Here is a 19,775-nt window from a genome sequence, read left to right on the forward strand (position 1 = left end):
GCGAGTCGCGCGCAGTCTCCCAGCCTTGCCAAAGATTAACAAGGCCGGGATTGTCACAGCTGCGCGGATCGGCTGCCGTGCCAAGACGGCCCGGCTCAGGTGCATCGCTCAGGCGGCAGGTGCCGGTTTCTTCTGCACCACGTAGATGTGCTCGCAGGCCAGAACCACCTCATCGCGCTGGTTGAGCACCTGCACCGTCTCGAACAGCTTGCCCGACTGCGGGCGCTTTGGGTCGTCCTCTTTGCGCGCGGCGGTGACGCGGGTGCGGATGGTGTCGCCGATGAACACGGGCCGGACGAAGCGCAGCCGGTCATAGCCATAAGAGAACGAGAGCGGGTTGATCTCGGTCGCCGTCAGCCCGACCCCGATGGCAAAGATCATCGTGCCATGGGCGATGCGCCCGCCGAACTCGGACTTGGCCATGAACTCAGCGTCCATGTGATGCGGAAAGAAATCGCCGGTGTGCCCGGCGTGGACGACGAAATCGGTCTCGGTGATCGTGCGGCCATAGGTCTCGCGGATCTCGCCGATCTCGATCTCATCAAGGTAGCGGGGACGTTCCATCACGGGGTCTCCTGAATGGGGGTCAGCGGCGCGGCAGAGGCGGCATAGCAGGCCTCGACCAGCGCCATGGTGCGCCAGCCGTCCGCGACAGGGGCGATCAGCGCCTCTTCTCCGGCGGCGGCGCGCTGCAGGTTGTGCATGCGGGCGGTGAAGCTTTCGGTGAACCACGAGCCGGTGAGCGGGATCGCTTGCCAGCCGCTGCCGTCGTTGATCTCCAGCACGTCGGGCTCGCCCTTGGGATAGTCGAGGTTCACGCCGAGCTTCATATAGGCCGCGCCCTTGGTGCCCGCGACGCGCAGCTCGCAGGCCTGATGCGGGCGCCCGAAGTCCCAGTCGTGGTTGACCGAGAGCAGGCAGCGCAACTCGGGGCCGTAGTCGAGGATCGCCGCAGTGCGCGTCTGCGCGACGGCGTGGCTCGGATGACCGAGCGTGCGGGCCGAGACGCCCTTGGGGTCGCCCACGAGGTGGCGGATGAGGTCGAGGTAGTGGATCGAATGCATGGCGATCTCGATCCGCGGCAGCCCCTCGAGAAAGGTCCAGAGGCCCCACGGCGTCGCCAGCACGCCATGCATCTCGATATCGACCACCTGACCCAGCTGGCCCTTGTCGATGGCGTCCTTCAACGCCACCGCCATAGGGGCAAAGCGCAGCTGGAAGTTCATCGCCGCCAGCAGATCGCGCTCGCGGCAGATGCGCAGCACCTCTGTCGCGCCGTCCAACGTGCTGCCCATGGGCTTTTGGATCAGCACCGGCGCGCCTTTCGGCAGTTGGGCAAGGATCCCGGCATGGGCATCGGGCGGCGTGGCAAGGTCAAAGAGCGCATCCGGCACCGCCAGCGCCTCTTCGGCAGAAAGCGCCCGTGTGCCATGTTCAGCGGCCAGCGCCTCGGCCTTGGCATGATCGGGATCGGTGATCCCGGCCACCTCATAGCCGCCTGCGGCCCATGCGGGCAGATGCGCGTCGCGCACGATCGAGCCCGCGCCAAAGATGACGATCGGGCGGCGGGTGCCGGGCGCGGTCCAGTCTTGTTTCAGCGTGTCCATCTTCACTCCTCAGCCGCGCAGGGTCAGCCCGGTCTCGGCGTCGAATAGATGGGCGCGCGACAGGTCGAGATGGAAGCGCAGCATCTCGCCGCGCTTCACGCTGCGTGGGTTCAGCATCCGCGCCGTCCAGCTTTGGCCGCCCAGTTCGGTGAACAGCAGCGTCTCATTGCCCAGCGGCTCGGACAGCATCACCGGCAGATCGCGGCTTTCCACCGCGTGGCCGCTTTCGCTGTGGATGCCATGCCCCTCGGGATAGACGTCGTCGGGGCGCAGCCCCAGCACCACACGCCGCCCCTCGGCGACGTTGAACGCGGGCGGCAGCGGCAGAGTGGTGCCATCGTCCATGCGCAGCGCGCCGCCGGTGACCACCGCTTCGGCCATGTTCATCGGCGGCGAGCCGATGAAGCTGGCGACAAAGCGCGAGGCGGGGCGGTTGAACACCTCGTCCGGGCTGCCAACCTGCTCGATCACACCGCCGCGCATGATGACGATGCGGTCGGCGAGGGTCATCGCCTCGATCTGGTCGTGGGTGACATAGACCACGGTGGAGCCGAGCCGCGCGTGCAACTGCTTGATCTCGGTGCGCATCTGGCCGCGCAGCTTGGCGTCGAGGTTCGACAGCGGCTCGTCGAACAGGAACACGTCCGGGTCGCGCACGATGGCCCGGCCCATGGCGACGCGCTGGCGCTGGCCGCCCGAAAGCTGCGCCGGGCGGCGCTCCAGCAGCGGCTCGATGTCGAGGATGCGCGCGGCCTCGTTCACGGCGGTGTCTATGGTGGCGGCATCTCGCCCGGCGATCTTCAGCGAGAAGCCCATGTTCTCGGCCACCGTCATATGCGGGTAGAGCGCGTAGGACTGGAACACCATCGAGATGTTGCGATCCCGCGGCGGCAGGTCGTTGACCACCCGCTCGCCGATGCGCAACTCACCGCCCGAGATGTCCTCGAGCCCGGCGATCATCCGCAGCGTGGTGGATTTGCCGCAGCCCGACGGGCCGACGAGCGCGACAAACTCGCCATCGGCGACGTCGAGGTCGATGCCCTTTACCGCGTGGAAGGCACCGTATTTCTTGTCGAGTGTGGATAGAGTGAGCGTGGCCATGTCTTATCCCTTGATCGCGCCCGAGGTCAGGCCCGAGACGAGGTGCTTTTGCACCGCATAGGTCAGAAGAAGCGCCGGAATGATCATCACCACGGCGAGCGCGCACATGCCGCGCCAGTCGATGGTGAATTCGGCGGTGTAATCCAGCAGGCCCACGGGAAGGGTCTTGCTGTCGGTGGAGCGGGTGAGCTGGCTGGCCAGCGCAAACTCGTTCCACGAGGTGAGGAAGGCGAAGATGCCAGCGCTGGCGATGCCGGGGCGGGCGAGCGGGAACTCGACCTGCCAGAAGGCCTGCCAGCGGGTGCAGCCGTCGATCTGCGCCGCCTCGGCCAGATCGCGCGGGACCTGCCGGAAGAAGCCGTCGATCAGCCAGATGGTGAAGGGCACGTTGAGCGCCACATAGGCGATGATCATGCCTGCGTGCGTGTCGATCAGCCCGGTCTTGGCGTAGAGAAAGAACAGCGGCAGCGACAGCGCGATGCCGGGCACCGTGCGGGTCAGCATCAGGCCGAGAAACCACGCCGACTTGCCCTTGAAGCGGTAGCGCGCGAAGGCGTAGCCGCCGGACATGCCGATCGCCAGCGAGATCACCGTCGAGGTGACGGCGATGATCACCGAGTTGCGGAAGTACTCGATCACCGGGATGCCGCCCTGACCGACGCCAGAAAACATGTCGACATAGGCATCGAACGACAGCTCGCGCGGGATCCAGACCGGCGGCTTGGCCATGATCTCGACCGTCGGGCGCAGTGAGTTCAGCACAATCCACAGACCCGGCAGGCAGATGATCATCATCGAGATGAACAGCGCGATGTTCAGAGCCCAGCCAGAGCTGCGTTTTTTCAGTCTTGCAGAAGTGTTCTCGTCCATCACCAGTCCGCCGCGACTTGCGCCCGGGCCTTGCCGAGCTTGGAGAAGAAATAGGCCGTGAAGGCGACCGAGAGCAGGATCGCCACATAAGCCATGGCGTTGGCCATCCCCATGCGCGCGTCCGAATAGGCGGTGCGGGCGATCAGCGTCCACAGCACCTCGGTCCGGCCCGCCGGGCCGCCGTCGGTCATGATCTTGATGATGTCATAGGCCCGCGCCACATCGAGGCTGCGGATGGTCATCGCGATGAAGGCGAATGGCATCAGGAAGGGCCATGTGACATAGCGGAAGGTTTGCCACGGCGTACAGCCGTCGACCCGTGCGGCCTCTTGCGGCTCGCGCGGCATGGCCATCAACCCGGCAAGAATGAAAATCGCGAAAACGGCGGTGGAGGACCAGATCTCGGCCACGGTGATGGCGATGAAGGCCAGCTTGCCGTCGATCAGCCACGGGATCGCCTGATCGGTCAGCCCCAGCGATTGCAGCGCGTTGTTCACCAGACCGACGTTGTCGTTGAACATGAACTTGAACTGAAAGCCGACGAGGATCGGCGAGAACATCATCGGGAACATCAGGATGGTGCGCAGCACGCGCTGGCCACGGGTCTGACGGTCCACCAGCAGCGCAAGGCCGAGGCCGATCAGCATCTCGAGGTTCAGCGCCACGGTCAGCAGCAGCACGGTGCGCCCGAAGGCGATCCAGAAATCCATGTCGCCAAAGATGCGCTGGTAGTTCCGAAAGCCGATAAAGCTGTAGACGGACTCGGGTCTGGTCAGGCGGAAAGGGGTAAAGCTCGACCACAGCGACAGCGCCAGCGGCAGCACGACCACCGCGGCCAGTACGATCACCGCCGGCAGCAGCAGCACAATATGAGGGGGGAGGCGCGAGGCCTTCATCGTTGTCTCCTGTCAGGGGAAGCGGGCCGCGCGGACGCGGCCCGTGGCAGGGATTACGCCGGGCGGCTCAAAGCTCGCCCGCGTCTTCGAGCACGTAGGTCGCCTCTTCGGCGGCCGTGTCGAGCGCGTCTTGCGCGCTCTTGTCGCCAAGGATCGCGGCCTGCAGCTCGGGGTAGAGCACGTTGGTGATCTCGATCCAGCTGGGCGTTTTCGGCACCGCAAAAGCGGTCTCGGCACCGGTCTGGAAGGCCTGCAGCACTTCAGTGCGATAGGCGTCGCCTTCGGCTTCGGCGATCACATGCTCCCAGACCGACGTGCGCGAGGGCAGGGGCCCAGCGGCGCTTTCCAGCTTCTGGCTGTCTTCGTTGGTCAGGAACCAGACCAGCGACGCGGCGGCCTCGGGGCTCTCGCAGTCTTGCGTCACCGAGAAGCCGTGGAAGCCCGACCATCCCGAGCGAATGCCCGCCGAGCCCTTGGGCGGCGGTGCGACGCCAACGTTGCCCGCCACTTTCGAGGCTTCGGGATCGTTGAAGAACCCGGCCCAGCCCGGCCAATCGAGGTTCAGCGCGACGGTGCCCGAGGCAAAGCCCTGACCCAGATCGTCCCACAGGTAGTTCGGCACGCCCGCAGGCACGGCCTTGGCTGCATAGAGGTCGATGAACCAGTTCAGCGCTTCGACGCCCGCCTCAGAGTTGAACGCAGGCGCGCCATCGGCGTCGAGGAATTCGCCGCCATTGGCCACGAGGATCTCGTAGAAGCGCCCGGCGATGGCCTCTTCCTTGCCCGCATATTGAGTGCCGTAGAAATTCGGCGCGTCAGCAAAGAATTTCGCCTGATCGGCGACCTGCTCCCAGGTCTCCGGCACCGCGAGCGGATAGCCGTATTCCGCCTCGAAGGCCTCGGCCTTGGCGGTGTCTTCGTAAAGGCTCTTTTGGTAATAAAGCGCCGAGACGTCGAACTGCGCGCGCGGCAGCATCACCAGCTTGCCGTCCAGCGTGGCGGCCTCGATGTTGCCCGCCACGAAATCGGCCAGCGCTTCGTCGGGCAGATACTCGCGCAGGTCGACATAGATGCCGGGGTATTGCGGGGCAAAGGACGAATGGTTCGAGCCGACGCACCAGCCCAGCTGGCCGGTGGCGATGTCGGATTTGATCTCCCGATCAAGCTCGAAGTGGTTCTTCTTCGAGATCACCTCGACCTTGGCGCCCGTTGCCTGCTCCCATTCGGCGATGCGCGCATAAAGCGGCTCATACTGCTGGCCGCCGATCAGCTTGGCCTCGATGGTGACGCCCTCAAAACTGCCGGGCAGATCCTGCGCGGCGGCCGCGCTGGCAAGCGCCAGCACCGCCGCGGAGGCGGTGGTCAGATATTTCATGGTTCTCCTCCCTGAAAATCCGCGAGACAAAATTTGCTCACTTATGGATAATCTATTTATATGCAAATACCGACCGTGCCCGCCTGTCAAGGTTTTCCGCTGGATGTGCAGAGGGTATTCTTATATGAATGACGAAATTCACAGAGAGCAGAATGACCGACACCGCTGACCGTTACCGCGCGCCGGCCCTCGACAAGGGGCTCGATATTCTCGAGTTGCTGGCGGGGATCGAAGGCGGGCTCACCCAGTCCGAGATCGCCAAGGCGCTCGGACGGTCCCCCAATGAATTCTACCGCATGCTCGAACGCCTCGCGCGGCGCGGCTATGTCGCGCGGGTCGAGGGGGACCGCTATGCGCTGACGCTGAAGATGTTCGGCATGGCGCAGTTTCATGCCCCGACGCGTCGGCTGGCCTCGCTGGCCACGCCGCTGCTGCGCGATCTGTCCGAGCGTACCCGGCAGGCGAACCAACTGGTTGTCTTCGACCGGGGCAATGCCGTGGTCATCGCCCAGCAGGAGGCGCCGGGCTACTGGGGCATCTCGATCCGCGTCGGCAGCCACATCAACCTGTTCGACACCGGCTCGGGCAACGTGCTGCTGGCCTTCGCCAGTCCCGAGCGGCGGCAGATGATGGTGGCCGAAAACCGTGACACCGGCGCCCCGGCGCGCGACATCCCGCCCGAGCTCGAGTCGCGCTTCGAGATGGTGCGCGCGCGCGGCTATGAGGTGAAACCCTCGGCGCAGACCGTCGGGGTGACCAACCTGTCCGCGCCCGTGCTTGCGCCGGGCGGCGAGGCGATTGCTGCCGTGACCATCCCCTATCTGCCGCTGGTGGATAGCGAAGGCGCGCCCAGCCCGGAAGAGGCGACCGAGGCGTTGCTGGAAACCACCGCCGCGCTTTCGCGCTTCGCTGGCAATGGGGCTGAGGGGGAGACATTCGCATCTGAATGATTCATTCTTGAGTGAATGCATCACTCAGGGAGGACTTCATGTCGGACGATGCGATCCTGGACAGCCATCTGCATCTCGTGAACCGAGCGCGGCTGGAGTACCCGTGGTTGTCGGGCGCTCCGCCGCTCGACCGAGACTGGCCGCTCGAGACCTATGCGCAGGAGGCGCGGCGCCTCGGCATCACCGGCGCGCTGCACATGGAGGTGGATGTCGCCGACGCGCAGATCGAGGCCGAGACGCAGTGGCTCGAGGAGGTGGCGCAGGAGGGGGTCTTTCCGCTCAAGGGGGTGATCGCCGCCTGCCGCCCCGAGGCAGAGGATTTTCCGGAGTTCCTCGACCGCGCGGCGTCCCGGTCGCTGGTGGTGGGGTTCCGCCGTCCGCTGCATGTGGTGCCTGACGCGCTGTCGCAGACCGAGACCTTCCGCGCGAACCTGCGCCTGCTGGCAGACAAGGACCTTCCGTTCGATCTCTGCGTCTTGGCACGTCAGTTGCCGCTCGCCATCGACCTGGTGGACGCCGCGCCGAATGTGCGCTTCGTGCTCGACCATTGCGGCGTTCCGGATATCGCCGGGGGTGGCTGGGAGCCATGGGCGGAGGCGCTCGCCGATCTCGCGCGGCGTCCGAACGTCAGCGCCAAGATCTCGGGCGTGATCGCCTATGGCGGCGAGGACTGGACGCTGGACGAGTTGCGCCGCTGGGTCGACCACACCGCCCAGAGCTTTGGGCCGGAGCGCATCTGCTGGGGCGGGGACTGGCCGGTCTGCACCTTGGGCGGCGGGCTCTCCACTTGGGTGGCGGCCACTAGGGCGATCGTCTCCGGGTGGAGCGGGGATGAACGCGCCGCGCTCTACAAGGGCAACGCGGCGCGCATCTGGAAGCTCTGAACGGGCTCAGAAGGTCTCGGCGAAAAGCTGGTCGAGGTCGTCCATGGCGGCCTCGAATGCCCCGTCCTTCAGCGCCGCGTTGAGGCGCTCGGAGGCCGCCTGCTGGAACGGCATGTAGCCGTCGTGGCGGGGCCGCATCCACGCCGCATCCAGCGTTGCCAGCGTGCCCGAGTAGAAACTGCCCGCGCCCGCATCAACCTCGGCCGAAGTCCATGCGTCGCGGTGCCCGGCTTGACCGCCCGCGCTGGCCCAAAGCCCCGCCTGCGCCTCGGGTCCCGCGGCATGGCGTGCGAAAGCAATGGCCGCCTCGGGGTGCTGGCCAAAGGCTGAGACGGCCAGCCCGGTGCCGCCGAGCGCGCTGCCCTTGGGTCCGGCGCCGGGCGCGGCCTCGGGGATGTCGTGGAAAGTTACACGGTGCGGCTTGGCGCCCGGCAGCGCGTAGCTGATGTAGCCGTAGATCAGCGGCGCGCAGGCGATGCGGTCGCTTTGCGCCATATGCGCCAGCACTTCGATCGGGTCCATCTCATAGCAGGCCGGATCCACCCGCTGCGCCAGATCCCGCAGCAGCGCCAGCGCGTCCCGCCCTCCGGCGCGATCCACGAAAGGCGCGTCCCGCGTGACGCGGCACGGATGCCCGAGGTTGGCGCAGAGCGTATAGAAACTCATCAGCACATGCGGCGGGCGCAGCGGGATCATCACGCGGCCCTCGGCGGCGAGCCGCATCACCGCGTCCCAATCCGCCACCGGCGCGCAAAGATCGGGCCGCACCGCCTGCACCTGCGCAGCGGCATCCACCGGCCACGCCCATTGCTGCCCGTCCCATGTGTAGCTCTCGAACGAATGGCCCAGCGAGCCCGCGGCAATTTCGGGGGCCTCCGGCAGCGGCACGAGGCAGCCTTCCTGAGTGATCTGCCCGACATGCGGATGGTCAATGATGATCAGGTCATAGGCCTTGGCCAGATCCAGCACCGGGTAACTCTCGAAATCCTGCAACGAGCGGCGGTCCCACGTGATGCGCACGCCCCGCGCGGCTTCCCACTCCTGTGACAGCGCGGCAAGCGGGTCATAGCCGCGCGGGTGATCCCAGGTCATGCCCTTGAGGGTGATCATAGTCCGAATTCCTCCCGGATGAGGCGTGAGTGTTCGCCGACCCGCGGCGCCGCCTGCGCCGTTTGCGGTCGGCAGCCGTTGATGGTGAGCGGGGCGCGGGTGGTGTCGATGCGCACGCCGTCGTCGCGGGTGACGGTCTGCAGCAGGTCGAGCCGCTTGAACGCCTCGGCCTCCATCAGTCCCGACCAGTCGAGCACCTCCGAGCACCAGATGTCGGCGGGCTGCAGGATCGCCAGCCACTCGGCGACGGTCTTTTCGGCCACCCGCTCGGCGATAAGGGTCTTGATGGCGTCGCGGGCAGAGAAAGCGTCGCGCGGCGGGCGCCCGGCCAGTTCCGGCAGCTCCATAAGATCCGCGAGCCGGTCCAGCGGGGTCATCGCCAGCGCCAGATGACCGTCCTTCGCGGCATAGACGCCGTAAGGCGCGCCCAGATAGGCATGCGCGCCGTTGATCTCCGAGCGCTGCGGCATGCGCCGCCCGTCGTTGAGCCATGTGGTCAGCACTTCGAACTGCAGATCGACCAGCGCCTCCAGCAGGCTGGTCTCCACATGCCGCCCGATGCCGTCGATGCCGCGCCGCACCAGCGCCGCCAGAATGCCCTGCGACAGCGCCACGCCGGCGAACATGTCGCCCACCGCCAGCCCCATGGGCACGGGCCCCTGCGCGGCGTCGCCGGTGAGCCACATCAGCCCTGAACGCGCCTGCGCCAGCAGGTCCTGTCCGGGGAATTTCACCCAAGGCCCATCGTCGCCATAGCCCGAGATCGAGCCATAGACGAGCCGAGGGTTGAGCGCATGCATCTCCTCCCAGCCGACCCCGATGCGCGCCGCCACGCCGGGGCGGAAGTTCTGGATCATCACGTCGGCTTTGCTCACCAGTTTGCGCAGCGCGGCAAGGTCGGCGGGGTCCTTGAGGTCGAGCGCGAGGCTCTCTTTGCCGCGGTTGATAGCGTGAAAGATCGTCGAGTCGCCGCCGATCTCCGTGTCCGACAGATAGAGGTGCCGCGACAGATCCCCGGCGCCCGCGCGCTCGATCTTGATCACCCGCGCGCCGAGGTCCGCCAGCCGCAGCGAGCAATAGGGCCCAGAAAGAAACTGGCTCAGATCGACCACCAGCAGCCCGTCCAGCGGGCGCTCCGGCGCCACCTGCGCGGGGCTCGATGTCTCTGTGGGCGGGGGCGTGGCGGTCATGGCGCTCTCATTCTTCTGTGAAAGATATCTCCACATATGAATGACCGCTGCGAGGTGCTCCCGTCAAGCCCATTGCGCCGCGCGGCGCTTGCCCCGCTCAAGCGGCATGCTATGACGGCCCCCATGCGCTACGACACACCGCTCATCCCCGCCCGCCTGCTGCGCCGCTACAAACGCTTTCTGGCCGATTGCGCGCTGCCCGACGGGCGTGAAATCACCGCCCATGTGGCCAATCCCGGGAGCATGCTGGGGCTTGCCGATCCGGGCGCGAAGGTCTGGCTGGAGCCGAACGACGATCCCAAGCGCAAGCTCAAATTCGCGTGGCGGCTCCTGGAGCATGAGAGCGGCGCCTTCGCCGGTGCCTTCACGGGCGTCGACACGGGCGCGGCCAACCGGGTGCTGCGCGCCGGGCTCGAGGCGGGGCAGGTGCCGGGGCTCGAGGGCTATGAGACCGTCCGGCCCGAGGTGAAATACGGCGAAAAGAGCCGGATCGATTTCCTGCTCTCAGGCGCTGGCCGCCCGGATTGCTATGTCGAGGTGAAATCGGTGACTCTGTCACGCCAGCCGGGTCTTGCCGAGTTTCCCGACAGCGTCACGGCGCGCGGCACAAAGCATCTGGGCGAGTTGCGCCAGATGGTGGCGCAGGGGCATCGCGCGGTGATGCTTTATCTGGTGCAGCGCACCGATGCGCGCGAGGTGACGCTGGCCGCAGACATCGACCCGGCTTACGCGCGCGCCTTCGCTGCGGCGCATACGGCGGGCGTCGAGGTGCTGACCATGGGCTGCGACATCAGCCCCGAGGGGATCCGTCTCGCCGCACCTCTGCCGTTCCGCGCGCCCTGAGCAGGACAATGGGCTTCGTCTAGATCAAAATATCCCGGGGGAGGCCGCGCGCAGGCGCGGACGGGGGCAGCGCCCCCATCCACTGGTTCGGGCTCAGACGAGCTGTGACTTGGGCATTTCACCGCCCTGATTTTCGCGCTTCTCGCCTGCGTCCTCGCTCTCATCCTTGGAGATATGCAGCGTGCGGGTCGGGAAGGGGATGTCGACGCCATTGGCATCCAGCGCCTCTTTGACCTTGCGCTTCATATCGGCCTGATACTGGAAGTAATCGCCGCTCGCGACCCAGACGCGCACCAGAAAATCGACCGAGCTGTCGTTGAGGTTGTTGACCTGAATGAAGGGCGCGGGCTCGTTCATCGAGCGGGCGTCGCCCATGATCGTGTCGCGGATCACCTGCTCGGCCTGCGCGAGATTGGCACCATAGCCGACGCCAAAGGTCCACTCGGCGCGGCGGGTGTCGTAGACCGAGTAGTTCTCGATCACATTCCCCCAGACCTCGGAGTTCGGGATGATGATCTGCGAGTTGCCGATGCTGGCCAGTTCGGTGGTGTTGAGCGTGATGTCCTTCACCGTGCCCGACTGCCCGGCAACCGAAATGAAATCCCCCAGCTTGATCGGGCGGAAGATGATGATCATCACCCCGGCGGCGACATTCGACAGCGTGCCCTGCAGCGCAAGCCCGATGGCAAGGCCCGCAGCACCCAGCGCGGCGATGATCGAGGTGGTCTGCACGCCGAAGGTGTTGAGCACGATCAGCACCGTGAAGATCAGCACCGTATAGCGCGCGATATTGCCAAGGAAGTTGAACAGCGTGTCGTCGAGTTTTGGGCTGCGCGCCGCCATGGCGGTGATCCGGCCCTTGACCCAGCGGCCAATAAAGAGGCCGATCAGCAGCAGCACGATCGCCGCCACCACATTGCCCAGCATCTGCGCCAGATAATCCAAGGTGAACACGTCCGACAGCGACGTGCCGTTGTAGATCTCGGTGTTGAGTACTTCGTTGATGCTGTCCATCGTCCCTCGTTATCCCTTTTCTCGCGTCTGTGCGCGTCTTATCATCACGTTATGCCGTGCCAGTGGGCGCAGCGGCGGGGCGCCGTGCATAACGCGCCCGCGCGGCATTGCGTTCCCCTGCCATCCTCTGGCAATGCAGCACAACACGCATTAAGTATTGAAGGGAAGAGACCCATGGAGCGCCCCGTCTTGCGAAATGACACGAGCGGCCGTCTCACCCGCGACGGCATCCGCATTCACGAAACCGGCGATTTTGCTGGCATGCATAAGGCCGGCGAGCTTGCCGCGCGCATTCTCGACGACCTCGCGCCGCTGGTCTATCCGGGCCAGACGACCGGGGCGATCGACGATTTCATCCGCACTGCGGTGGAAGAGGCGGGCGCGACCTCGGCGACGATTGGCTACAAGGGCTATCAGCACGCCAGCTGCATCTCGATCAACCACGTGGTCTGCCACGGCATTCCGGGCGAGAAGAAGCTGAAGGACGGCGATATTCTCAACGTCGACGTGACGGTCATTGTCGATGGCTGGTACGGCGACACCAGCCGGATGTATGTGGCCGGAAAGCTCTCGCGCAAGGCCGAGCGGCTGATTCAGGTGACCCACGACTCGCTGATGCTGGGCATCGAAGCGGTGAAGCCGGGCAACACGTTCGGCGACATCGGCCACGCCATCCAGAGCTACGTCGAGGCGCAGCGCATGTCGGTGGTGCGCGATTTCTGCGGCCATGGTCTGGGCCGGGTGTTCCACGCCGCGCCCAACGTGCTGCACTATGGCCGCGCGGGCTCGGGTCCGGTGCTCGAAGAAGGCATGTTCTTCACCATCGAGCCGATGGTGAACCTCGGCCGCCCCGAGACCAAAGTGCTGGCCGACGATTGGACAGCGGTGACCCGCGATAAATCGCTCTCGGCGCAGTTCGAGCATTCGGTCGGCGTGACCGCCGATGGAGTCGATATCTTCACCCTCTCGCCGGGCGGCAAGTTCCACCCGACCTGGGGCTGATAGAACGCGCCTTTTCTCAACTCGCCCGGAATCAAGGCGAAGCCGCCGGGCGAGCGCTGGCCCGTCCCGGCGGGCTGGCGCTTGTCATTCTTGCGCTGCGGATTGAAGGCATTCGGACTTGGCCGGGATAAAGCGCAGATCTCGAAAGTTGCAGCGCCATCCCACGGGCCAGCGCTCGCCCGGCTCTCGTCTCACCGCATCACGAAGGGGTTCGCCATGGGCTCTGCCGAGGTGTTGATCCATGTGGTGCGGGTGCGCGTGTAGTCCTTGATGGCCTCCATCCCCGCCTCGCGCCCGTAGCCGGAATCGCCAAACCCGCCGAAGGGCGCGATGGGCGAGATCGCCCGGTAGGTGTTCACCCAGCAGATGCCAGCCCGCAACCGGCCCGAGACCCGATGGGCGCGTGCGAGGTTCTGCGTGAACACCCCCGAGCCCAGCCCGTAGAGGCTGTCGTTGGCCAGCGCGATGGCCTCTTCCTCGATGTCGAAAGGCAGCAGCGACATGACCGGGCCGAACATCTCGGTGGTCAGCGTCGCGGTCTCGGGCGAGGCGCATTCCACCAGCGTCGGCGCCATGTAGTTGCCCGCGCGCTCCAGTGCCGCGCCGCCGAAGCGGAGGATGGCGCCCTGCGCCTGTGCCTCGCTCAGCGTCTTCGCGATCAGATCCACCTGCGCCCGGGTGCAGAGCGGCCCCATGTGGCTGCTCGTGTCCAGAGGATCGCCGACGATGATGCCCTGCGCCTTCTCGGTGATCTTGGTCACCAGCGCCTCAAAGATGCTCCGCTGCACCAGACCGCGCGAGCCCGCCACGCAGCTTTGCCCCGAGGCCCCGAAATTGCCCGCGATCAGCGCATTGGCCGCGCCATCGAGGTCGGCATCCTCGAAGACGAGGATCGGGGACTTGCCGCCCAGTTCCAGCGTGGTGACCGCGAAATTCTCGGCCGAGTTGCGGATCACATGGCGCGCGGTGTCCGGTCCGCCGGTGAAGGCGATGCGGTCCACGTCGGGATGGCTGGTGAGCGGGATGGCGCAGCCCTTGGCATCGCCGGTGATCACCGAGACCACGCCCGGCGGGAAGCCCGCCTCGTGGATCAGCCGGGCAAACTCCAGCATCGGCACGGGCGCAACTTCTGACGCCTTCAGCACCACCGTGCAGCCTGCCGCCAGCGCCGGACCGAGCTTTGTGGCGGTGAGGAACATCTGCGCGTTCCACGGCACCACGGCGGCAACCACGCCGATCGGCAGGGGCCGCGTGAAGACATGCATGTCGGGCTTGTCGATGGGCAGCACCGCGCCCTCGATCTTATCGGCGAGCCCCGCGTAATAGCGGTAATAGTCGGCAACATAGGCGGTCTGGCTGGCGGTCTCGGCCAGCAGCTTGCCGCTGTCGGTGGTCTCCAGCCGCCCGAGCACCTGCGCATTGGCCTCGACCAGATCGGCGAGCCGGTAGAGCAGTTTGCCGCGCGCGGTCTGGCTGAGGTCGCGCCATTCGGGCGCATCAAGCGCCCGCCGCGCGGCGCAGACGGCGCGGTCCACATCGCGCGGCGCGGCGCAGGCAAAGCTGGCCCAGTCTTCGCCGCTGGCAGGGTTCTGTGAGCGCATCACCTGCGCGGCGGAGCCCTCGCAGAAGGCGCCGTCGATGTAGAGCGGATAGTGGGGAAGGTCGGTCATGGGAGGTCCTCAGGCAAAGGCGGGCAGAACGTCGTCGAGAAAACGGGCGAGGGAGTCGCGCTTGCGCTGATGGGTCATGCCGGTGTCGATCCAGAAGGAGAACTCGTCATAGCCCATGTCCTCGTAGCGCCGCAGGCGGTCGATCACCTCCTGCTTGGTGCCGATGGTCAGGTCGCGCAGCAGGTTCTCGGGCGCCATCATGTTGTTGCCCGCGATCTCTTCGTCGCTGAGCGCCTCGATCAGACCATTGCGGACGGGACGCTTGTTCTGGAACCACGCGCCGAAATAGCAGTAATAGCGCGAGATTTCCTTTGCCGCCTGCGCCACATCCGCGTCGTCGCGGCCCACATAAGTGTGGTGCAGCAGCATGATCTTCGGGGTCTTGCCGGGGCTCCGCGCGCGGGCATCGTCAAAGCGCTGCTTGAGCGTGGTGATCGCCTCCATGCCCTGCCACAGCGGCGTGACCTGAATGTTGAAGCCGTTCTCGACGCCGAAGCTGTGGCTGGCTTCCTCGCGCGCGGCGATCCAGATCGGCGGGCCGCCCGCCTGCGCGGCTTTGGGCACGGCGGTGGTGCTGGGAAAGCTGTAATATGCCCCCTCATGCGCGCAGTCGCCGGACCAGAGCGGGCGCAACAGCGGCGCGCTCTCGCGCATCCGCGCGCCTGCCTGTGCCGCGTCGAGCCCGGGCATCATCCGCTCATACTCATAGCTATAGGCGCCGCGGGCGATGCCAAGCTCCAGTCGCCCGCCGGTGATCATGTCGGTGGCCGCCGCCTCTCCGGCGAGCCGGATCGGATGCCAGAAAGGGGCGATCACCGTGCCGGTGCCGAGGCGCACGTTTTTGGTGTGATGCGCCAGATCGACGATCGACAGAAACGGGTTGGGGGCAATCGTGAATTCCATGCCGTGATGCTCGCCGGTCCAGATCGCCCGCATCCCGCCCTCGTCGGCCATCTTGCACAGCGAAATGAACTCCTCGTGCAGCACCTCATGCGGCTGGTCCGGGGTCAGGCGTTCCATATGGGCAAAGAGGGAAAACTCCATTGCTCGGCTCCTCGCGTTCGGGGTTTGGGAGATGGCCCGCGCCGAATTGGCGCGGGCGGCATTGGCTCAGCCCTGCGCCGGGATCAGGCGCAGCAGCTCGGCGGTGACCGCATCGGCATGGGTCATCGGCATCATGTGGGCGGCGTCCGGCAGGACCACGGCGCGGCCCTGCGGCACCAGCGCCGCCATCATCTGCGACATCGCCGGGGTCGAGTTGGGCTCGCGCCCGCCGGTCATGAAGAGCGCCGGGCAGGTGAGGCCGCGCAGCGTGTCATCGCGTGGTCCGTCCTCGGCGGCGAACACCCGGTAGGCGGCGCGATAGCCTTTGGGGTCGGCACTGGTCAGCCAGTCGCGGCAGGCGGCGCGGGCGGGGGTCTCGGCATCTTCGAACCAGCGGCTGAGCGTCGGCTCGGGGTCGGCGATGCTGAGCCCATCCAGCTGCGCGGCACGCGCCGCGACGGCCTGTTTCGCCTGATCCGAGCGCCGGTAAATGGCGTTGAGGCAGGCGAGGGCGCTGACCCTCTCCGGCGCCTGCCGGGCGATCTCGGCGGCGATCATTGCCCCCATCGAATGCCCGGCAATCAGCGTAGGCCCGTCCAGCGGTTCCGCGATCCGCGTAGCGTAGTCCACCAGCGCGCTTTCTCCGGCCAGAGTGCTTTCGCCATGGCCCGGCATGTCCACCGCCGTGACGCGGCAGTGCTGCGCAAGCGCCTCCAGCTGCGCGCTCCATGCCTCGGCCCGCAGGCCGACGCCGTGGATCAGCAGCACGCGCGGGCCCGAAGACCCCGCCTCGATCCCCGCCAGACCGCCGCCGAGGTCAGACCGCCGCCGGGTTGTCCAGATCATGGCCGAGGTCCTTCAGATCCTGATAGCGATCGCCGATGCGGTGATGCGGACGCCCGCCGGTGGCCGCGCCGAGCACCACGACGATCTCGTCGTCGCGCGGCGCGTCGGGGATGGCGAACTGGATAGTCAGATAATGCGAGCGCCGCCCGGCATCGTTCTTGTCCATCAGCGGCACCATGATCGGCGCATTGGCCCCGCCGCGGGTGTTGGTGAAGGCGAGGTAGCTCTTGGCCTCCACCGCCTGCCGGTAGTGATTGCCAAAGCGCAGCGTGTGAATGAGGCCCGAGGCGTGCTCGATCTCGCCATTCAACCCGACGACCGCCGCCTTGCCATAGGCCTCGATCACCGCGCCGCCGCCTGCAAGGTCGATCATCCGCTGGGTCATCATCTCGCCCAGCACCGGGCCGTAGGCGTGGATCTCGGGCTTGAGGTCTTCGACGTAGCGCCCGGCCCAAGGATTGCGTACCACGGCAGCCACGGCGAACATGCGCCACGGCGTGTCGGCGGGGCGAAACCCTTCGATCAGCACCTCTTCGTCATAAGTCACGATTTTCCGAATTTCCGGCTGCATTCACTCACTCCTGTTCGCTCATACAGTGATGCGTGGCCAAGGTGCCGTTTGACAAACGCGGAAATTCGGGGCTTATCCATTAGTTATGCTAATGGAGTGATGCATGCCCCGCGCCTTGCCCCCGGTCGGCTGGTTCCGCGCCTTCGAGGCGTCGGCCCGGCACCTCAGTTTCACCGCCGCCGCCGAGGAAATCGGCATGACGCAATCGGCTGTGAGCCAGCAGATCAAAGCGCTCGAGACCCGCCTCGGCGCGCCGCTCTTCACCCGCAAGCCGCGCGGGCTGGCGCTTACCGACGCCGGGCGCAAGCTGATGCCGCAGGTGGGCTCGGCGCTCGAGATGCTGCAAACCGCGACGCTGGCCTTCGACGTGGCTCCCGAGGAAGAGCTGCTGACCGTCGCCAGTTCGGTGAGCATGGCGCATTGGGTGATCGCGCCGCATCTGGCCGACTTCCAGCGCCGCCATCCGACCATCCGCATCCGCTTTGTCAGCGCCATCTGGCCCGATGATTTCCAAAGCGCCATGGCGGATGTGGAGATCCGTTTCGGCTCGCAGCGGCAGGTCGGGCAAAGCGCGCTGCCGCTGGAGCCGAGCGAGTTGATGGCGCTGAAGTCGCCGGCGCTGACAGGCCCTCTGGAGGCGCTGCCGCTGATCGAGTCGGTCGGCACCTCGGTGGGCTGGGACGCGTTCGGCGCGGCGCATGGGCTGAGCGATCTGCGCCCCAGTCATTACGTCGATTCCTATGGCATGGCGCTGCAGCTTGCGGTGGGCGGGGCCGGGGTGGCGCTGGTCAGCGCGCTCTTGGGGCGCGACGCGCTCAGCTCGGGGCAATTGGTGCCCGCGCACGCCGGGACGATCGCCGCACGCGAGGGCTATTTCATCGCGGTGCGCGAACAGGTGCCCGCAGCGCGGACCTTCGGTGCATGGCTGAAGGCGCGGATGGCAGAGGGCTGAGCATTCCGTCTGCGCCGTTCAGACACAGCCGCCTCGCTGGGCCTCGGCGTGTGCACGAAGGCACCGCCGGGTGTTCTTCTCAGGGCAACACGGCGGAGGCAATTCTGCTCTTGTGCGCAGCACCCTCCTCGGGGCAGCTTTGCGCCAGCCACCGAGACCCGCGCGAGGCCCCATGACCGCAAATCCCCTGCAGACCTCCCTTCTGCCCGAAACCCGAAACCTGCTTGCCGCCGAGCCGGGCCTGTCGGTGCTGCTGGGGATCGAGGCGGGAGAGGTGACCGATCTGCCCGAACTGATGGCCGCCGCGCTTGCAGCCTGCTTGCCCGAGGGCATGGCGCGGGCATGGCTGCGCGGGCTGGCGGTGGAGCTGTTTCGCCATGACGCAGAGCTGTTGGAGACCGCGCTTGACGATCTGCTGGTCACCACCGCGCGTGACGCTCAGCCCGGCGGCGCGCCGCGGGTGCTGCTCTTTGCCAATGGCTATCACGCGCTGCTGTCCTACCGGGTGAGCCGGGCGCTCTGGCTGGCCGGGCGCGAGGAGCTGGCGCTGGCGGTGAAAGGTCAGTTCACCCGCGCGCTCTCGGTCGAGATCTGGCCGCAGGCCGACATCGGGCGCGGCGTGTGGTTCGATCACGGCATCGGGCTGGTGATCGGCCAGACGGCGGTGATCGAAGAGGACGTGAGTCTCTGGCACGGGGTCACGCTGGGCTCGAATTTTGTCGACATGGGCGAGGGGCGACACCCCAAGCTGCGCCGCGGCGCGGTGGTCGGGGCGGGTGCGCTGATCCTCGGGCCGGTCGAGGTAGGGGCCGGGGCGACCGTGGCCGCCGGGGCAATCGTGACCAAGGATGTGCCGCCCGGCCATGTGGTCACCGGCCCGCGCGGCACCGACCGCGGCGCCGGGCGTTTCGCGGGGTTCGTGCCGCTGGCACAGCTGAAAGGGGATGCGGAATGAGCTCTCTGGGGATCGACCACCCGCTGGTCTGCGTGCGCGATCTGGCCAAGACCCGCGAGACTTACCTGTCGCTCGGTTTCCTGATGAAGCCGCCGGGGATGCACCCTTGGGGGACGTCGACGGCGCTGGTGATCTTCCGCAACCAGTTGCTGGAACTGGTGGGGATCGGTGACGAGAGTCTGCTGGACGGCTACTCGGCCGGAGAGTTCCGCTTTGGCCGCCACGTGCAGCAGGGGCTGGGCGAACGCGAGGGCGTGCCGCTCTCGGCGCTCAACTCAAGCGATGCGGCGGCGGATGAGGCGGCGGTGGTGGCGCGCGGCGGGACATGCGCGGGCACCATCGAGTTCGGGCGCGACGTGGTGCGCGACGATGGCACGCCCGACCGCACAGCGACCACGCTGAAGATCTTCACCCGGTCCGGCCTGCCGCGCCTGACGATGTTTGCCTGTCAGCAGCACCGCCGCGATCTCATCGAGTTTCCCAAGTGGATGGACCACCCCAACGGCGCGCATGGGTTCGTCTCGGCCACCATCCTCGCCGCGCCAGCGGATCAGCCCGCGGTGCGCGACTGGCTGACCACGCTGCACGGCCCCGAGGCGCTGCGCGACACCGGCTGGGGGTTCGAGGTGGCCACCGGCAAGGGCCTTTGGCGCGTGGTCAGCCGCGATGCCGCGCGGGTGCTCTTTGGCCCGCTGCCCGAGGCGCTGGCACCGGATGGCGCGCCCTCGGTGATCTCGCTCGACCTCGGCTGTTCTTCACTGGACCGCGTCCGCCCCTACCTCGACCGTGGCGATTTCGCCTATCGCGAGGTTGCGGGCGCGCTTGTCCTGACCGACGTCGCCCGGCTGGGCGGCATCCTTCTCACATTTCAGGAGGCGCCCGAGGCGCCCTAAGG

20 protein-coding genes are annotated in these 19,775 nt (G+C 66.8%); 7 read left to right on the plus strand and 13 right to left on the minus strand.

Annotated elements, in window-relative coordinates:
- Positions 1-108: 108 nt before the first annotated feature.
- The 6 genes from AYJ57_RS19155 to AYJ57_RS19180 form a co-directional block, all read right to left on the minus strand.
- The gene (locus AYJ57_RS19155) at positions 109-564 is read right to left on the minus strand and encodes a MaoC/PaaZ C-terminal domain-containing protein (protein ID WP_066109781.1); all 456 of its coding nucleotides are present in this window, start codon (positions 562-564) and stop codon (positions 109-111) included.
- On the minus strand, positions 564-1,607 hold the full coding sequence (locus tag AYJ57_RS19160) for a Gfo/Idh/MocA family protein (protein ID WP_066109784.1): 1,044 nt from the start codon (positions 1,605-1,607) through the stop codon (positions 564-566). The genes AYJ57_RS19155 and AYJ57_RS19160 overlap by 1 nt, the downstream gene beginning before the upstream one ends.
- Positions 1,608-1,616: 9 nt before the next feature.
- Positions 1,617-2,708: an ABC transporter ATP-binding protein gene (locus AYJ57_RS19165; protein ID WP_066109787.1), complete on the minus strand. Its 1,092-nt coding sequence runs from the start codon at positions 2,706-2,708 to the stop codon at positions 1,617-1,619.
- Between the two features lie 3 nt (positions 2,709-2,711).
- Entirely contained in the window at positions 2,712-3,578 is an 867-nt protein-coding gene (locus tag AYJ57_RS19170) for a carbohydrate ABC transporter permease (RefSeq protein WP_066109789.1), read from the minus strand.
- On the minus strand, positions 3,578-4,474 hold the full coding sequence (locus tag AYJ57_RS19175) for a carbohydrate ABC transporter permease (protein ID WP_066109791.1): 897 nt from the start codon (positions 4,472-4,474) through the stop codon (positions 3,578-3,580). The genes AYJ57_RS19170 and AYJ57_RS19175 overlap by 1 nt, the downstream gene beginning before the upstream one ends.
- Positions 4,475-4,541: 67 nt before the next feature.
- Positions 4,542-5,849 (minus strand): ABC transporter substrate-binding protein, encoded by a 1,308-nt coding sequence (locus AYJ57_RS19180; protein ID WP_066109794.1) that lies wholly within the window; start codon positions 5,847-5,849, stop codon positions 4,542-4,544.
- Between the two features lie 152 nt (positions 5,850-6,001).
- Here AYJ57_RS19180 and AYJ57_RS19185 point away from each other — a divergent pair, with 152 nt between their 5' ends.
- Both AYJ57_RS19185 and AYJ57_RS19190 read left to right on the plus strand, forming a co-directional pair.
- Positions 6,002-6,799 (plus strand): IclR family transcriptional regulator, encoded by a 798-nt coding sequence (locus tag AYJ57_RS19185; RefSeq protein WP_066109797.1) that lies wholly within the window; start codon positions 6,002-6,004, stop codon positions 6,797-6,799.
- A 38-nt stretch (positions 6,800-6,837) separates the two neighbouring features.
- Complete coding sequence (locus tag AYJ57_RS19190; protein WP_066109800.1) at positions 6,838-7,683, plus strand: amidohydrolase family protein; 846 nt, start codon at positions 6,838-6,840, stop codon at positions 7,681-7,683.
- Positions 7,684-7,689: 6 nt separating this feature from the next.
- Here AYJ57_RS19190 and AYJ57_RS19195 read toward each other — a convergent pair whose 3' ends face one another.
- A complete protein-coding gene (locus tag AYJ57_RS19195; protein WP_066109803.1) occupies positions 7,690-8,793 on the minus strand; it encodes an extracellular solute-binding protein in 1,104 nt (367 codons plus the stop codon).
- The gene (locus AYJ57_RS19200) at positions 8,790-9,983 is read right to left on the minus strand and encodes a CaiB/BaiF CoA transferase family protein (protein ID WP_066109806.1); all 1,194 of its coding nucleotides are present in this window, start codon (positions 9,981-9,983) and stop codon (positions 8,790-8,792) included. Before AYJ57_RS19200 ends, AYJ57_RS19195 begins: the two co-directional genes overlap by 4 nt.
- 123 nt (positions 9,984-10,106) lie before the next feature.
- On the opposite strand from AYJ57_RS19200, the gene sfsA reads away from it, so the two are divergent.
- Positions 10,107-10,826, plus strand: a complete 720-nt coding sequence (gene sfsA, locus AYJ57_RS19205) for a DNA/RNA nuclease SfsA (protein ID WP_066110476.1) — start codon at positions 10,107-10,109, stop codon at positions 10,824-10,826.
- Between the two features lie 93 nt (positions 10,827-10,919).
- Here sfsA and AYJ57_RS19210 read toward each other — a convergent pair whose 3' ends face one another.
- On the minus strand, positions 10,920-11,840 hold the full coding sequence (locus AYJ57_RS19210) for a mechanosensitive ion channel family protein (RefSeq protein ID WP_066109809.1): 921 nt from the start codon (positions 11,838-11,840) through the stop codon (positions 10,920-10,922).
- Between the two features lie 174 nt (positions 11,841-12,014).
- Between AYJ57_RS19210 and map the strand changes: the two genes are divergently transcribed.
- Positions 12,015-12,842 carry a type I methionyl aminopeptidase gene (gene map / locus AYJ57_RS19215; protein WP_066109812.1) on the plus strand — a complete coding sequence of 276 codons (828 nt, stop codon included), beginning with the start codon at positions 12,015-12,017 and terminating at the stop codon, positions 12,840-12,842.
- A 191-nt stretch (positions 12,843-13,033) separates the two neighbouring features.
- Here the strand turns inward: map and AYJ57_RS19220 are convergent, their stop codons facing one another.
- The 4 genes from AYJ57_RS19220 to AYJ57_RS19235 all read right to left on the minus strand — a co-directional run bounded on the left by AYJ57_RS19220 (position 13,034) and on the right by AYJ57_RS19235 (position 16,973).
- Entirely contained in the window at positions 13,034-14,512 is a 1,479-nt protein-coding gene (locus AYJ57_RS19220; RefSeq protein ID WP_066109815.1) for an aldehyde dehydrogenase, read from the minus strand.
- Positions 14,513-14,521: 9 nt separating this feature from the next.
- Positions 14,522-15,556, minus strand: a complete 1,035-nt coding sequence (locus tag AYJ57_RS19225) for an LLM class flavin-dependent oxidoreductase (protein WP_066109818.1) — start codon at positions 15,554-15,556, stop codon at positions 14,522-14,524.
- A 66-nt stretch (positions 15,557-15,622) separates the two neighbouring features.
- Positions 15,623-16,402, minus strand: a complete 780-nt coding sequence (locus AYJ57_RS19230; protein ID WP_066109822.1) for an alpha/beta fold hydrolase — start codon at positions 16,400-16,402, stop codon at positions 15,623-15,625.
- Complete coding sequence (locus AYJ57_RS19235) at positions 16,374-16,973, minus strand: amino acid synthesis family protein (RefSeq protein ID WP_066109825.1); 600 nt, start codon at positions 16,971-16,973, stop codon at positions 16,374-16,376. Before AYJ57_RS19235 ends, AYJ57_RS19230 begins: the two co-directional genes overlap by 29 nt.
- A gap of 103 nt (positions 16,974-17,076) precedes the next feature.
- On the opposite strand from AYJ57_RS19235, the gene AYJ57_RS19240 reads away from it, so the two are divergent.
- The 3 genes from AYJ57_RS19240 (at position 17,077) to AYJ57_RS19250 (ending at position 19,773) form a co-directional block, all read left to right on the plus strand.
- Positions 17,077-17,925, plus strand: coding sequence for a LysR family transcriptional regulator (locus AYJ57_RS19240; RefSeq protein WP_066109829.1), 849 nt, complete (start codon positions 17,077-17,079; stop codon positions 17,923-17,925).
- Between the two features lie 172 nt (positions 17,926-18,097).
- Positions 18,098-18,880, plus strand: a complete 783-nt coding sequence (locus AYJ57_RS19245; RefSeq protein ID WP_066109832.1) for a serine O-acetyltransferase — start codon at positions 18,098-18,100, stop codon at positions 18,878-18,880.
- Positions 18,877-19,773 (plus strand): VOC family protein, encoded by an 897-nt coding sequence (locus AYJ57_RS19250; protein ID WP_066109836.1) that lies wholly within the window; start codon positions 18,877-18,879, stop codon positions 19,771-19,773. The genes AYJ57_RS19245 and AYJ57_RS19250 overlap by 4 nt, the downstream gene beginning before the upstream one ends.
- Positions 19,774-19,775 lie beyond the last annotated feature (2 nt).

Source organism: Salipiger sp. CCB-MM3 (assembly GCF_001687105.1).
Taxonomy (GTDB): Bacteria; Pseudomonadota; Alphaproteobacteria; order Rhodobacterales; family Rhodobacteraceae; genus Salipiger.

What these genes read in the sequence shown, in the direction of transcription:
- AYJ57_RS19155 (WP_066109781.1), bottom strand. Translation starts at nt 564, where the DNA reads ATGGAACGTCCCCGCTACCTTGATGAGATCGAGATCGGCGAGATCCGC.
- AYJ57_RS19160 (WP_066109784.1), bottom strand. Translation starts at nt 1,607, where the DNA reads ATGGACACGCTGAAACAAGACTGGACCGCGCCCGGCACCCGCCGCCCG.
- AYJ57_RS19165 (WP_066109787.1), bottom strand. Translation starts at nt 2,708, where the DNA reads ATGGCCACGCTCACTCTATCCACACTCGACAAGAAATACGGTGCCTTC.
- AYJ57_RS19170 (WP_066109789.1), bottom strand. Translation starts at nt 3,578, where the DNA reads ATGGACGAGAACACTTCTGCAAGACTGAAAAAACGCAGCTCTGGCTGG.
- AYJ57_RS19175 (WP_066109791.1), bottom strand. Translation starts at nt 4,474, where the DNA reads ATGAAGGCCTCGCGCCTCCCCCCTCATATTGTGCTGCTGCTGCCGGCG.
- AYJ57_RS19180 (WP_066109794.1), bottom strand. Translation starts at nt 5,849, where the DNA reads ATGAAATATCTGACCACCGCCTCCGCGGCGGTGCTGGCGCTTGCCAGC.
- AYJ57_RS19185 (WP_066109797.1), top strand. Translation starts at nt 6,002, where the DNA reads ATGACCGACACCGCTGACCGTTACCGCGCGCCGGCCCTCGACAAGGGG.
- AYJ57_RS19190 (WP_066109800.1), top strand. Translation starts at nt 6,838, where the DNA reads ATGTCGGACGATGCGATCCTGGACAGCCATCTGCATCTCGTGAACCGA.
- AYJ57_RS19195 (WP_066109803.1), bottom strand. Translation starts at nt 8,793, where the DNA reads ATGATCACCCTCAAGGGCATGACCTGGGATCACCCGCGCGGCTATGAC.
- AYJ57_RS19200 (WP_066109806.1), bottom strand. Translation starts at nt 9,983, where the DNA reads ATGACCGCCACGCCCCCGCCCACAGAGACATCGAGCCCCGCGCAGGTG.
- sfsA (WP_066110476.1), top strand. Translation starts at nt 10,107, where the DNA reads ATGCGCTACGACACACCGCTCATCCCCGCCCGCCTGCTGCGCCGCTAC.
- AYJ57_RS19210 (WP_066109809.1), bottom strand. Translation starts at nt 11,840, where the DNA reads ATGGACAGCATCAACGAAGTACTCAACACCGAGATCTACAACGGCACG.
- map (WP_066109812.1), top strand. Translation starts at nt 12,015, where the DNA reads ATGGAGCGCCCCGTCTTGCGAAATGACACGAGCGGCCGTCTCACCCGC.
- AYJ57_RS19220 (WP_066109815.1), bottom strand. Translation starts at nt 14,512, where the DNA reads ATGACCGACCTTCCCCACTATCCGCTCTACATCGACGGCGCCTTCTGC.
- AYJ57_RS19225 (WP_066109818.1), bottom strand. Translation starts at nt 15,556, where the DNA reads ATGGAGTTTTCCCTCTTTGCCCATATGGAACGCCTGACCCCGGACCAG.
- AYJ57_RS19230 (WP_066109822.1), bottom strand. Translation starts at nt 16,402, where the DNA reads ATGATCTGGACAACCCGGCGGCGGTCTGACCTCGGCGGCGGTCTGGCG.
- AYJ57_RS19235 (WP_066109825.1), bottom strand. Translation starts at nt 16,973, where the DNA reads ATGCAGCCGGAAATTCGGAAAATCGTGACTTATGACGAAGAGGTGCTG.
- AYJ57_RS19240 (WP_066109829.1), top strand. Translation starts at nt 17,077, where the DNA reads ATGCCCCGCGCCTTGCCCCCGGTCGGCTGGTTCCGCGCCTTCGAGGCG.
- AYJ57_RS19245 (WP_066109832.1), top strand. Translation starts at nt 18,098, where the DNA reads ATGACCGCAAATCCCCTGCAGACCTCCCTTCTGCCCGAAACCCGAAAC.
- AYJ57_RS19250 (WP_066109836.1), top strand. Translation starts at nt 18,877, where the DNA reads ATGAGCTCTCTGGGGATCGACCACCCGCTGGTCTGCGTGCGCGATCTG.